Origin of the sequence: Natranaerobius thermophilus JW/NM-WN-LF, from assembly GCF_000020005.1 — a bacterium.
GTDB lineage: Bacteria > Bacillota > Natranaerobiia > Natranaerobiales > Natranaerobiaceae > Natranaerobius > Natranaerobius thermophilus.
Genome location: NC_010718.1, coordinates 183,530 through 197,182, shown reverse-complemented (window position 1 = coordinate 197,182; position 13,653 = coordinate 183,530). Strand labels below are relative to the sequence as shown.

Annotated in this window: 14 protein-coding genes and 1 riboswitch; of the genes, 3 read left to right on the top strand and 11 right to left on the bottom strand. The window is 36.4% G+C overall.

From position 1 onward, the window contains the following. Positions 1-20: 20 nt before the first annotated feature. The 3 genes from NTHER_RS00960 to cysE are packed head-to-tail and all read right to left on the bottom strand — an operon-like array spanning position 21 to position 2,495. Positions 21-446 (bottom strand): Mini-ribonuclease 3, encoded by a 426-nt coding sequence (locus NTHER_RS00960; RefSeq protein ID WP_012446662.1) that lies wholly within the window; start codon positions 444-446, stop codon positions 21-23. Beyond that, positions 443-1,840: a cysteine--tRNA ligase gene (cysS, locus tag NTHER_RS00955; protein WP_041367276.1), complete on the bottom strand. Its 1,398-nt coding sequence runs from the start codon at positions 1,838-1,840 to the stop codon at positions 443-445. Before cysS ends, NTHER_RS00960 begins: the two co-directional genes overlap by 4 nt. Then, positions 1,827-2,495 carry a serine O-acetyltransferase gene (gene cysE, locus NTHER_RS00950; protein ID WP_012446660.1) on the bottom strand — a complete coding sequence of 223 codons (669 nt, stop codon included), beginning with the start codon at positions 2,493-2,495 and terminating at the stop codon, positions 1,827-1,829. The genes cysS and cysE overlap by 14 nt, the downstream gene beginning before the upstream one ends. 257 nt (positions 2,496-2,752) lie before the next feature. Here cysE and NTHER_RS00945 point away from each other — a divergent pair, with 257 nt between their 5' ends. Further along, on the top strand, positions 2,753-3,952 hold the full coding sequence (locus NTHER_RS00945; RefSeq protein ID WP_012446659.1) for an IS110 family RNA-guided transposase: 1,200 nt from the start codon (positions 2,753-2,755) through the stop codon (positions 3,950-3,952). A 462-nt stretch (positions 3,953-4,414) separates the two neighbouring features. Here NTHER_RS00945 and gltX read toward each other — a convergent pair whose 3' ends face one another. The 6 genes from gltX to NTHER_RS00915 all read right to left on the bottom strand — a co-directional run bounded on the left by gltX (position 4,415) and on the right by NTHER_RS00915 (position 9,767). Continuing rightward, entirely contained in the window at positions 4,415-5,881 is a 1,467-nt protein-coding gene (gltX, locus tag NTHER_RS00940; protein WP_012446658.1) for a glutamate--tRNA ligase, read from the bottom strand. A 190-nt stretch (positions 5,882-6,071) separates the two neighbouring features. After that, complete coding sequence (ispF, locus tag NTHER_RS00935) at positions 6,072-6,548, bottom strand: 2-C-methyl-D-erythritol 2,4-cyclodiphosphate synthase (RefSeq protein WP_012446657.1); 477 nt, start codon at positions 6,546-6,548, stop codon at positions 6,072-6,074. Continuing rightward, complete coding sequence (ispD, locus tag NTHER_RS00930) at positions 6,545-7,303, bottom strand: 2-C-methyl-D-erythritol 4-phosphate cytidylyltransferase (protein ID WP_012446656.1); 759 nt, start codon at positions 7,301-7,303, stop codon at positions 6,545-6,547. Before ispD ends, ispF begins: the two co-directional genes overlap by 4 nt. Positions 7,304-7,314: 11 nt before the next feature. Beyond that, entirely contained in the window at positions 7,315-8,415 is a 1,101-nt protein-coding gene (locus NTHER_RS00925) for a PIN/TRAM domain-containing protein (protein WP_012446655.1), read from the bottom strand. 164 nt (positions 8,416-8,579) lie between these two features. Then, positions 8,580-9,065 (bottom strand): CarD family transcriptional regulator, encoded by a 486-nt coding sequence (locus NTHER_RS00920; protein WP_012446654.1) that lies wholly within the window; start codon positions 9,063-9,065, stop codon positions 8,580-8,582. Positions 9,066-9,227: 162 nt separating this feature from the next. Then, positions 9,228-9,767, bottom strand: coding sequence for a folate family ECF transporter S component (locus NTHER_RS00915; RefSeq protein ID WP_012446653.1), 540 nt, complete (start codon positions 9,765-9,767; stop codon positions 9,228-9,230). A gap of 73 nt (positions 9,768-9,840) precedes the next feature. Next, positions 9,841-9,939: riboswitch (THF riboswitch) on the bottom strand. A gap of 299 nt (positions 9,940-10,238) precedes the next feature. Between NTHER_RS00915 and NTHER_RS00905 the strand changes: the two genes are divergently transcribed. Together NTHER_RS00905 and NTHER_RS00900 are read left to right on the top strand one after the other, a co-directional pair. Beyond that, on the top strand, positions 10,239-11,093 hold the full coding sequence (locus NTHER_RS00905) for a methyl-accepting chemotaxis protein (protein ID WP_012446652.1): 855 nt from the start codon (positions 10,239-10,241) through the stop codon (positions 11,091-11,093). Positions 11,094-11,316: 223 nt separating this feature from the next. Continuing rightward, a complete protein-coding gene (locus tag NTHER_RS00900; protein ID WP_012446651.1) occupies positions 11,317-11,715 on the top strand; it encodes a nucleoside triphosphate pyrophosphohydrolase family protein in 399 nt (132 codons plus the stop codon). Positions 11,716-11,880: 165 nt separating this feature from the next. Here the strand turns inward: NTHER_RS00900 and pssA are convergent, their stop codons facing one another. After that, positions 11,881-12,537: a CDP-diacylglycerol--serine O-phosphatidyltransferase gene (pssA, locus tag NTHER_RS00895; RefSeq protein ID WP_012446650.1), complete on the bottom strand. Its 657-nt coding sequence runs from the start codon at positions 12,535-12,537 to the stop codon at positions 11,881-11,883. Between the two features lie 21 nt (positions 12,538-12,558). Continuing rightward, positions 12,559-13,650: a DNA integrity scanning diadenylate cyclase DisA gene (gene disA, locus NTHER_RS00890; protein WP_012446649.1), complete on the bottom strand. Its 1,092-nt coding sequence runs from the start codon at positions 13,648-13,650 to the stop codon at positions 12,559-12,561. Positions 13,651-13,653: the final 3 nt, after the last annotated feature.

Sequence of the window (13,653 nt, the reverse complement as noted above, 5' to 3'; positions counted from 1 at the left end):
TTAAAAGATATTTGGTGTTTTTATTTACATTCTTCATTTGACAGTTCCCTGTTAACTTCATTTATTAGCAGCTCTTCTATTCTATCTTCTCTTTCTTTTAGGTAAAGATATCCAACAAGAGCTTCAAAGCCCGTTGCCAGACGGTACTCGTAATACCTCACACCCTTAGGAGGTTGATGAACCTTGGCGTTTTTGCCTCTTCTTACTATTGCCTGTTCTTCTTTGGTTAGTTTGGGATAGATTTTATCCAACAAAACAGCTTGGGTGGGAGCAGAAACTAGTCTAACAGTATTTTCATGTAGATTGCTCACTGAATTATACGGAGTTGCAGTACTTTGTAGCCTGACATATAACTCATAAACAGCATCCCCTAAATAAGCTAAGCTTTGAGGTGAAAATTGACCCGTTTTTGTCTTTTGTTCTATAGTTTTTTCAAATGCTTTCAAGTTCGTTTCCACCTCACTCCTTCAGGAGTATCCTCTAAAATAATTCCTCGGTCACGAAGTTCATCTCTAATTGCGTCTGCTCGTTGAAAATCTTTTTGTTTGCGAGCTTGCTCTCGTTCTTGAATTTTTTGCTCTATTTCTTCCGGTAATATTTCATCTGTTTCTGGCAGGAGCCCCATAACTTGATCAAATTCTAACAACAGGTCATAAGTGTTTTTGAAAACTAGGGCATTCTCTCCTCCATTTCCAATATAGCTGTTAATTTCTTTTGCTAATGAAAATATAACAGCCAGTGCACTGGCCGTATTGAAATCATCATCCATAGCTGCTTCAAATTCTGTTCTAGCTTGTTTTAGATATTCCATAATATCTTGCTCTTTATCCGTAAGTTCTTGTTCTCGACTTTTTTCAAGATAAAACTTAAGATTATTGTAAAAGTTATCCAATCTGTCTAAGCTGCTTTTTGCCTGTTCAATTAATTCATCGGTAAAATTAAGAGGACTTCTATAGTGAGCACTCATTAAAAACAATCTTAAAACACGAGGATCATACTTTTGTCTAAAGTCACGAACAGTTAAAAAGTTCCCCATAGATTTCGACATTTTTCGGTTATCAATCTCTAAATAACCTACATGCATCCAATACTTGCAAAAGTCTTGTCCTGTAGCGGCCTCACTCTGAGCCACTTCATTTTCGTGGTGTGGGAAAACTAAGTCGGATCCCCCAGCATGGATATCCAGGGGCGTATCCAAGTATTTCATGCTCATAGCAGAACACTCTATATGCCAACCTGGCCGACCTTGACCAAAGGGGCTGTCCCAGGCCGGTTCCCCTTCCTTTTTGCTTTTCCATAAAACAAAGTCTGCAGGATTTTTCTTACGATCATCCACTGCCACTCTAGCACCAGACACCAGCTCTTCAGGGTCTTGTCTGCATAATTTTCCGTAATCGTCAAAGGCTGCTGTATCAAAGTAAACGTCTCCTCCTTGACGGTAGGCATAACCTTTATCCAGAAGATCCTGGATAATTTCAATAATTTCGGCTATATGCTCAGTAGCTTTCGGATGATGGTCTGCATCTTTAATACCTATAGCACGAGCATCATCAAAGTACTCACTAGTGTATTTCTCTGCTAACTCAGCAACAGTTATCCCGTCTTCATTAGCTCTATTAATCATTTTGTCTTCTATATCAGTAATGTTTTGAACATAAGTCACTTGATAACCTTTGTAATCTAAATATCTGCGTACCACATCGAAAATTAAAAATGCCCTGGCATTTCCGACATGAAAATAATCATATACTGTTGGACCACAAACATACATATCAACTTTTCCTTCTTGTTTGGGGACAAATTCCTCTTTCTTTTTTTTCATTGTATTAAAGAGCTTTATGCTCATTTTCATGATCACCTCTCTTGATATCTTCTATTTCAAAACGCAACTTTTCAATTTTTCTTTCCAAATATTCAATTTGTCTAGCAACAGGGTCTGGAAGCTCGTGATGATTCAGATCCACATTATTGAGTCTTTTCCCCTTTCTCACCACAATTCTTCCAGGTACTCCTACCACAGTCGAATCGTTAGGTACATGATCTAATACTACAGAACCCGCCCCAATTTTTACATTATCTTCAATGGTAATTGGTCCTAGCACCTTGGCTCCAGCTCCTATTACCACGTTATCCTTTAAAGTAGGATGTCGCTTACCTTTTTCTTTACCTGTACCTCCTAAGGTGACTCCTTGGTATAAAGTGACGTTATCACCGATTTCAGCAGTTTCGCCTATGACAATTCCCATTCCATGATCAATGAAAAAACTCTTTCCAATTTTCGCCCCTGGATGAATTTCTATACCTGTCAACAATCTATTGATCTGAGATATGAATCGCGCAATTAAATACCCTCTCTTATTATATAAAAAATGAGCCATTCTGTGTAGTAAAATAGCATGAATACCGGGATAACACAAGAGGATCTCTAATAAAGATTTGACTGCAGGGTCACGTTCAAAGACTGCCCTGATATCACTCTTGATTGTTTGAATCATAATAACACCCCTTGTCTGTTATAGTTATTTATAGAAGGGCAGGAAAGCCCCTCTTGGATCACGTAATAATAAAGTAAAGGTGGCCATCCGGGGAAAGACCAAACACCCCTAGTTAGTACGACTACTTAAAAAAGAACTGTCTTCCCCGGATACCATAAGTAGCAGTTACGGACTATAGAGAAGTTGTGCCTCGAGCACTGATGCTAGACAAGGCTTACCTCTGCTACTAAATACCATCACCTTAAGGAGGTCTTAGAATGTACTTTGTTGGGATTGATTGGGCTGATACAAAACATGATATCCTGGTCATGAGTGGCGATGGTAGAGAACTAGATAACTTCACTATTCAACATTCTAAAGATGGTTTTGAAACTCTAAAAAACAAGCTATTAAAACATGATGACGATCCTGAAAACTTCTATTGCTTAATTGAAACTAAACATGGACTTTTAACCCAATATCTTTTAGAAAATAACTTCACTGTTTATTCTGTTAACCCCAAACTAGTTGATGCTAGAAGAAAAGCTTCTGGGGCTAAAACTGACTTTATTGATGCTAAAATACTAGCTAATATGGGTAGATCAGAGCTCCATGACTTACATAAGCTAGAGCCTGATTCTGAACACATCCAAGAACTTAAAGTACTCACCAGAGATCAAGAAGCTCTTATACAAGAAAGTGCTAGGTTAACAAATAGACTGATTTCAACCCTGAAAGAATATTACCCTGTTGCTCTTGAATTGTTTTCTAAAATAACTCTACCTGTTTCTCTAGCTTTTTTAAGGAAATATCCTACTCCAAAACAGGCTCGAAAAGCTAGTAGAGATGAGATCTTTAAGTTTTTAAAAAAGCAAAAACATCCTAACCCTACGTCTAAAGCTAATGAGATCTTCACAAAGCTTCAAAAACCTAATTTAGAAGGAAACAGAGCCATTTGTTCTGCCAAGTCTAAGTTTTTATTTACTATCCTAGATCAGCTAGAGCCTTTATTAGAACATATTGATGAGTACGACAAGGAAATCGAGAAACTTTTTAAGTCCCACTCTGACAGTAAAATTTTCGACAGCATACCAGGTGCCGGTAAGCGAATTGCACCGAGGCTGCTGGCAGAGTGGGGAGACGATCGCAGCCGTTATGCTGACGCCTCGGTGGTACAGGCCCTTGCGGGAACTTCACCAGTACTCCATCAAAGTGGCAAAATGCGTATTGTAAAAAGGCGACACTCTTGTATTAAGCCTTTTCGAAACGCTTTACATCAGTTCGCTCTACAAACTACAAGGTGGATCCCCTGGGCCAAAGACTATTACTACAAAAAGCGCAAAGAAGGTAAACAGCATCATGAAGCTGTAAGGACTCTAGCTAATATTTGGGTTAGGATACTCTTTGCTATGTGGGTAAACAAAGAGCCCTACAACGAAAGCAAGTTCATAAAAGCTAGAGAAAAACACGCTGCTTAATTTAGTTTTAAAAGAGCAAAATTTCAAATTTGGATTACTGTATCCTGTGTTTCCAAAATTTTACAGAGTTTTATCCTTTACATAGAGAATCTTTTCGCAAAGTGATTCCAAAAGCTATAAGTAACAGTTTTTTATAAACTTTTGATTATCAAAAAAACCGCCTCTGATAAACTATACAGAGACGGTTTTACCGCGGTTCCACTCTGTTTACGCATAATGCGTCAACTTTGGCATGATAACGGTCTCTAACCGGCTTTTCATACTAATGGCAAAACCCACTTTCAAAAAAGCATTTGGAGGGGCAATTCGCTGGAAACAATATCCTTTCAGCCCATGGGATATCTCTCTGTAGGACCAGCTACTGATTCCTCCGCATAAAATTATCTTAGATTCAGTTCGTTTTTATGTCAATAATAATTATTATTTATGAATATAAACTATTACATACCTCTTGTCAATATTTTAACTTTGAATTTGTGAAAGAGTGCTATTCACTCTATTAATCGCTCGTTCTCGGCCCAATAAAGAAATTAGCTGATCAAGCTCAGGGCCGTGCATTTGTCCACTCACTGCAATTCTTACAGGCATAAAAAGCTGCTTACCTTTGACACCAACCTGCTTACCGGCTTTATTAACTGCTTTCTTGATAGCTTTAGGATCCTCAAAGGAGTCTAAATCATTAAATTGATTAATAACTTCTGAAAGTAATTCAGGAACGTGGTCCTTCTCTAAAAATTCTACTTCCTCACCTTTAAGGTCTACATCGTCTCCATAAAAGATTTTTAACTGTGGAGGTAATTCCGATAGCATATCAATTTTTTCCTTGACTAAATCCACAGCAGAAACGAACCATTCCCAATCGTGCTCTAACTGTTCTTGCGACACTAGGTCGGAATTAATTAAATATTCTTTAGAAAGGTTAAGCAATCTTTCTGTATCCGCCTCTTTAATATAGTGTGAGTTCATCCAATTTAATTTATCCACATCAAAGACTGCGGCACTTTTCGAAACTCTACCTATATCAAATAATCTAATTAGTTCATCTTGGGTAAAAAGTTCATCTTCTCCAGGCGGAGACCAACCTAATAAAGCTAAAAAGTTTACCATTGCTTCAGGTAGATAACCTTTTTCTCGATATTCCCCTATAAAGGTGTCACCATGACGTTTACTTAGTTTTGCTTTATCAGGACCTAAAATCAAAGATAAATGTCCAAATTCAGGAGTCTCAAAGCCCAGAGCCTCATAAATCATTACTTGTTTGGGAGTATTGGAAAGGTGATCTTCTCCCCTTAAAACATGGGTAATGTTCATTAAGTAATCATCAACTACACATGCAAAATTATATGAAGCCATGTCATCACTTTTTATTAATATAAAATCTCCGATCCCATCACTTTCAAAGTCTACTTCACCTTTTACCAGATCGTTTACACGAATAGTCTGATTTTCTGGAACTTTAAATCTAATCACTGACTTACGCCCTTCATTTTCTAATTCTGCTCGTTCCTCGGAGCTGAGATCGGCACATTTGCCGCTATATCTAGGCATTTCACCTCTAGCCCTCTGAGCTTCTCTCATCTCTTCCAGCTCTTCTTCGGTACAGTAGCAATAATAAGCCTTTCCAGCTTCTAATAATTTATTGGCATATTTGTGATAAATATCTTTTCTCTCACTCTGTCTGTAGGGACCGAAATCTCCACCTTTTTGGGGGCCTTCATCCCAATCTAATCCCAGCCAACTTAACGCTCTAAAGATTATCTGTTCGTATTCTTCAACTGATCTGTTCATATCAGTATCTTCTACTCTTAATATAAATTCTCCATCAATATGTCTAGAGTACAACCAGTTAAATAATGCGGTACGAATGTTGCCGATATGGATCTGTCCAGTAGGGCTTGGAGCAAATCGCAACCTCGCTTTATTAGTCAATTGGTATTCCCCCTCTTTTTCAATTTGGCGCTGTTTAGTTTTGAAATTGAAATTTCAGTTATCAACATTCAACTTTAATACAGCAGCCATCAATTTAAAAACTTCTATGTTAATGTGTGTTATCAATTCAAATCAGTTCTTGTAAATTATATCAAAGCTACTATTTATCTACAATAGCCATGAACAGGCTTTAATACAGTCTTTCCATTAACACCACTGCTTGTGCCATAATACCTTGACCCGAACCCACGAAGCCCAATTTTTCAAAGGTAGTGGCTTTAATTCCAATCTGACTAGGGTAAAGATCTAAAACATCACTAATAGTAATTCTCATTTCGTCAATATATGGTGCCAGTTTTGGTTTTTCTGCCATAATTGTACTATCTAAATTTATCAACTGATAGCCATAAGAAGTAATTAATTGATAAGTTTTTTTAAGTAATACTTTGCTATCTATCTGATGATAGCGAGGGTCGTCATCTGGAAAGTGTTTACCGATATCACCTAGAGCCAGTGACCCTAACATAGCATCCATAATTGCATGAATTAACACATCTGCATCGGAATGACCTTTCAAGCCAAGGTCTGATGGAATCTGAACTCCACCTAAAACTAAGTCTTCACCTTTAACCAATTTATGTACATCTACTCCATGTCCTATTCTCATATTTGCTCCTCCCGTTTTTTCAATATCTCTTCTGCCATAAACAGGTCTTCTGGAGTTGTTACTTTAATGTTTTCAAAACTTCCTTGAACTACAGACACCTGATGACCCATTTTTTCTACTAAAGAAGAATCGTCTGTAGCTGTAATGTTTTGTCGAAGCGCCCACTGATATGCATCTTTAATCAAAGTAGATTTAAAGGTTTGAGGAGTTTGAACTTCTATCAAGGTATTTCTGGGAAGAGTTTCTTTAACTTTAGGAACTTCATCTCCGTTACTTAAACTCTTGACTTTTAATGGGTACTGCAAGCTTTTAATAGTATTTTTTACAGGGACCGCGACAATAGAGGCACCTGACTCTTTAGCTTGAATCAGACTGTTTTCAATATTTTGTTGTGTAATTAAAGGCCTAGCCCCATCATGAATTATTGTATAGTCGCTTTCTTCAGAAACCCGTTTCAATCCTTCATAAACAGAGTCTTGACGTTCTTTACCCCCTGAAAGGACCTGGATATTAACAGTATTTTCAAGATCTTTATAGGGGTAGACTACATTTTCCCAACAGAATCTTTCTTCTCCCGATGCTACAACTAAAAAAATTTCCTTAACACAAGGAAGGCGGGTAAACACCCGCCATGTTCTTGCCAAAATCGGTTGACCTCTCAAATTAAGGTACTGTTTATTTATAGACTGACCCATTCTCGACCCTTGACCGCCTGCTGGTAAAATCACTGAAACATTTAAGTTTGAATTACACAAGCTTTTTCACCTCATGCATGACTTTTATCCAATTGATATTTAGGCTTTGCAAATATCATTCTTCCTGCAGCTGTTTGTAGTACACTTGTTACCATAACTTCCAATTTTTCTCCAATATGTCTCTTTCCGCCATCAACTACTATCATAGTTCCGTCATCTAAATAAGCAACACCTTGGCCGGCTTCTTTGCCATCTTTTATAACTTTGACGGCCATTTCCTCGCCTGGCAATACCACAGGTTTAACTGCATTTGCCAGTTCATTGATGTTCAAAACCGGCACCCCTTGTAATTCCGATACTTTATTTAAGTTATAGTCATTGGTGATAACTTTACCACTCATCACCTTGGCTAGTTTCACTAGTTTGCTATCAACTTCGGATTCATCCACATCGCCTTCATAAATTTCTACATCAATAGAGTCTTCCTTTTGCATCTTATTTAAAATATCTAAGCCTCTTCTCCCACGATTGCGTTTAAGTAGATCCGAAGAGTCAGCTATGTGACGCAATTCTTCTAACACAAACTCAGGTATCATCATGGTCCCCTCTAGAAAACCAGTTTTACATACATCGTAGATTCGGCCATCAATGATCACCGAAGTGTCAAGAACCTTAATAGTGGACTTGTTCTTCTGATCTTCCTTAGCAAAATATTCGTTTTTACCTGACTTAAGAAAAGTCATCAAAGTTAATAACTCTTCTTTGCGATTAAAAGTAAGGATAATTCCCAAATAACCCATGAACAAATTAACAGCCAGGGCCAGATAAATTCCAACCCAAGGAATTCTGTATATAGGAATACTAATCAAATATCCAAGTAACAAACCCAACAACAAACCAAAGGAACCCAGCAAAATGTCTCTAGTAGGTATTGGACGCATTTTTCTTTCTATCCATTTAGTTAGCTGAATTACTCGTTCCATCATCATAGGGGCAATAAAATAAAATATCAGTCCTAAAACAGCTCCACCTAATAATGTTATCCCCAGGACAGTAGATTCACCAAGGTCCATTCCGCTTACAGCGTCTAGAGTAGTCAGTCCATAGGAAAGTTGATAGCCTGCCACAAAGCCTATAATTGTCATTAATATTCTAACCGTACGACGAATCACTCAAATTTCACCTCCTTTGCCTTGTCTAGTTATTATACCCTAAAAACTAATCAGCTTTCAATATTTCGAGTAAATTCAGTTAAGTTTGTTTGAATAAGCTTTTTTAACTTGATAATTTTTTGGCGGTTAAAATGATAATACCCCTGTTAATCACTTTAATATGATTATGAAGTTGTTAATAAAGTATCATTTATAATTTCATGAGCTTGTTCTTCTTCAATATCCTTAGCAAGAACTAATTCACTAACTAATATTTGCTTGGCATTTTCAAGCATTTTCTTTTCACCTGTTGAAAGACCTTTCTCATCATCTAAAAATACCAGGTTCCTAATAACTTCAGCGACTTGGTAAATATCACCGCTCCTGATTTTTTCTAAGTTAGCCCTGTATCTTTGATTCCAGTTGTGATTTACATTAGTTTCCTCAGCTTTTAAAATAGCCAAAACTTTTTTTACACTATTTTTATCAACGATTTCTCTAAGTCCTATAGCATCAACTCTTTCTTTGGGAATCATAACTTTCATATCTCCCACAGGAATCTTCATAATATAATACATGTGTTTTTTACCTAAAACTTCCCGTTCTTCAACCCCTTCAATAACACCCGCGCCATGCATGGGATAAACCACTTTATCCCCTTTTTTAAACACATGAATCCTCCTCTCAGAACACCAGTATATAAAATATGATAACACATTGGCATTTGTAAGTCAAATTAAAATAGTATATCACACGACTTTTTTATTGTCAACAAATAATCATATAATAAGACAAGCGTAGCTAATTATGTATTAGCTACGCTTGTCTTATTTTTAACTATGATTATGAGCAAAGATTGTATTCCATTTTAATGCAATCATCTTAATGAGAAGAGAGTACAAGGGAATATTAATGGCTTGGCTAATTAATCTAGCAGGTATTGTTACTGCAAAGGGAATTCCAAATAAAGTGTTTTGAAAATATGGGGTCAAAAGTAGACTGGTCACAACTTGGCCAACACCTATTGCAAGAATTAATTTCGGAAATGTTAAATTATCTTTCTCACATTGATATAGTAATAATCCTGGTATAAAACCTGTTAAAAAAGCACTTAAAGTGAAGTGGGGCATATATGCTCCCATGGGAAACATCATAAAACCTACTACATCTCCAATTCCACCAACTATACCACCAGCTATTGGCCCAAAAAACACCCCTGTTAGAATAACCGGTAGAGCTCCTATACCTATACGAACAGCTTCTACACCGCCGAAATTAATTCTTAGTGAACCATAACGGGTAAGGATTACATTTAAGGCAATCAACAAGGCCATAAAAACCAGATCTCTTGTGGTAAACTTTTTCTTAAACACTCTTTCCCTCCTTTCTCTTTTGTGTGGCGGCTTACTGCCACACTAAGAGAAAGGGGGCTTTCTCTTAAAATGTGGCAGCGAACGCGAGATCTTATCGCAAGTCCTTTCCAGGACTTTCGTCTGGAGGCAACGTTCCATCCTCCAGCACTTAACGCAAGACCCCTACTCTGCCTTAAGTTTTATAATAACACAGAATTATTTTTGCGGCTAGTAAAAACAATTTGTGATTTTCTTAACTTTATGACATTTCGACAATCTTTTGATATATCAGGAGGAAATATTTACTAAATATAGAATTGTTTTTTGTAGTTGCAATACAGGGTTGTATTTAAAGTTAAAAGCTGATTCTGTAAAATTTGAATTTATTCACTCAATAGAAAATTTTACAGTACAACAACTAACTAAATATAACAGCACCTTTAATAATAGATAATTAAATAATGACTTAATTTAAGCCTAGGGGGGGGTTGAATGAATGTAGGAATTGTTGGCGGTGGCAATGGTGGTGAGTCTTTACTAAAACTTTTTCGTGATTTAGATGATGTTAATATCTTTTGGGTCTGTGACATTAATACAGAGGCACCTGCCATTGTTCTCGCAAAAGATATGGGTATAAGAACAATTTCGGATTTTAATGATTATATTAACACGGATTTAGATGTAGTTATTGATGTGACGGGAGTGGCTAAAGTAAATGAACAACTGAAAGAGCTAGTTCCCCATGGAGTCAGCATCATGGATCCATCAGCTGCCAATCTTTTGATCTACACTGTAGAAGATAGGGAGCAAATGAACGAAAATCTAAAGGCTCAAGCCGATCAATTGACTGATGTAGCTAACACTCTTAGTTCCAATATCCAACAAATAAAATCTTCCATGGAAGAAATTACTACAGGAGCAGAAAACTTGGCAAATTTAGGACAAGATTTAAGCAAACGAGCTAAGGATGCTGAGTCCGATGCTAACAGTATTAATGAAGTTTTAGAGTTTATACAAAAAATAGCGAATCAAACAAGAATAATTGGCTTGAACGCCGCTATAGAAGCTGCAAGGGTTGGCGAAAAAGGAAAAGGCTTTGGAGTTGTCGCCACTGAAGTGAAAAAATTAGCCGATGACAGTAGTAATTCTATCCAAGAAGTTGAAGAAACTATAACAAGGGTTGTAAATCATATCAAGGAAATGAATAGTGAAATCCAAACCAGCAGTGATGTAGCTGAAAGTCAAGCTGCTTCCACCCAGGAAATTCTTGCAAGCGTTCAAGAAATGACGGAAATATCAGAAAATCTTATTTCAACAGCACAAAATCTCTCGGAATCAAACACATAGTCTGATTTGGGATTGATTTGATCTTATTTTAGCCATTAAGCTTAACCCTCTAATCATCTGTCAATATTTTTACTTTGCCACAAATAGTAACTTACATCAATTATTGTCACACACTGACTGCATTATAATGGGCCTGTTCATTGACAAAGGTTAAACTTATTTTTATAATGTTGTTACATTACTTTTTATAGCATTAATAATGCAGAAAGTGTGGTGACATAAATTGGGCACTCAAAATAATTGTCAAGATCTTCAAAAGCAAGTCTCTCAATTACTCTTACGACATAAAAGTATTCTAGACAATATTACTAAATTCCAAGAATCTAACGCAAGAGTCAATCGAGCTGTGATTAAGTCCGTAACTAATTGCGGGTGTTTACAAGTAGATGCTGATAAACAGGTGATTCCTGAAAGTGCTACCATTGAAGATTTTCATAAACACCTGAGTACACACTTAAAAGGCGATCTCTGCGATAACTGCCATGAAGTTTTGACCAACGAAATTGGTAATCACTTATTTTATATGGCAGCATTGGCTAATACATTGAATATTAATCTCAATGATGTCATTGACAATGAAAGCGATAAAATTTCTACTCTTGGTTTTTTTAATCTTACATAAAAATATTGATTTAAAAAGCTAATAAAAATAAACCGGCCTTTATCCGGTTTATTTTTATTTACAACAGTTTAGATGTACCAACCTGAAACATTGGATGTGAAATTGAAAAGTTCAACTATCAACATTCAACTTACACATCCTAAATTTATTTTAATACCACATTCATTAAATAATTAATTTGACAAAACCACTTATAAAATAAATACTCAATAAAAATAAAAACAATAAAGGAAATAATATAAACAAGATAATAATCCCTAAAAAAATAAGATACCACCAGTACTCATTTGGCAAAGTTACCCCTTTAAAAGAAGGATAAGGTACTTCACTAATCATTAAAAGTGATAAAATCACAGCTAACATTATTACCAATATAGCACTAAACGGGGCAATGTAAAAAGAACCTAAAACCAAAATTCCTCCTGCAATTGTAATAGGTATTCCTGTAAAGTCTTCACCACTGGTTGTTTCCACATTAAACCTGGCCAAACGATAGGCACCACATATCAAAAATAAAAGAGCTGTAATTGTAAATAAAGTTGTTATCAGTGGGCTTGTCTCAGAATTATTTGCCCACATAAAATAACCAGGTACTACTCCAAAAGATACCACATCACACAGGGAATCAAGTTCTGTTCCAAAATCACCTGACACCTGAAATTTGCGAGCCACTTTTCCATCTAAACCATCAAGAACCATGGCAATTATCACAAAAGAAACAGCTGTACTATAATATTCGCCAGAAATCAATAGGATGGCGGCAAAACCCACTGTCAAATTGGCTATAGTCAATATATTTGGTAGTATTTTTTTAATATCCAAGAATTAACCTCCTCCTACAACTTATACATATCTATCTATTAAAGCTTGCTCTCTAATCCTTCGTAAACCATCCTTTATCACTCGCGCTCTAATTTCCCCTATACCTTCTACGTCATCTAATTCTTCTATTGAAGCATTTAATATTCCTCTCAAATCGCCAAATCTTTCAACCACATTTTCCACAATATTTATAGGTAAACGAGGAATTTTATTCAAAATTCTAAAACCACGGGACATGACCTTTTGATCTAAATAACTAGCTTTCTTTGGATATCCTAAAGCTTCTAATATTTTTTCAGGCTCTAATAATTCATCTGATTCGATCTCCGAAATTTTATTTGATATTTCCGCAGGCGAATAATGCCCCTCTGAATTATAATAATCCTTAATCAACAGATAACTGTCATCTTCAACATTCACAATTAGCTCATCTAGCTGCATCTTCACCAAACGTCCCTCAGTCCCCAATTCGGTAATGTATTTTTCTATTTCCTTTACTATCCTCATAACCATTTCAGATCTTTGAATCACTTTCACCACATCAGCTAAAGTCACTGATTCTTCAAATTCTAATGCCGAAAGATTAGTCAAATCTTGATCCAGTACAGATCGGTATTTATCCAGAGTTTGCACTGCTTGATTTGCCTTTGTTAAAATCACACCAATATCACTCATAGCATATTTCCAGTTATTATGGTAAATAGTAATAATATTTCTCCTTTGGGATATTGCAACTACAGTCTTTTGAGTTTGTTTAGCCACCCTTTCAGCTGTTCTATGTCGAATTCCAGTCTCACTGGAAGAAATATTGGAATCAGGGTTTAGATGAACATTGGCGTAAACGATCTTTCTTGCATCACTACTCAAAACTAAAGCCCCATCCATTTTGGCTAACTCATACATATTACTGGGAGAAAAGGTGGCATCAATTTTAAAGCCCCCTGTAATGAGCTCACGCACCTCTTCATTGTCACCTAATACAATCAATCCCCCAGTTTTTGCCCTTAAAACATTTTCAAGTCCTGCTCGAAGCCCCGTCCCGGGAGCTAGCATAGCCAGAGTATCTAAAAACTCCTTATTATCATGTAATTTTGATAAATATGTCAAGCGCAATCA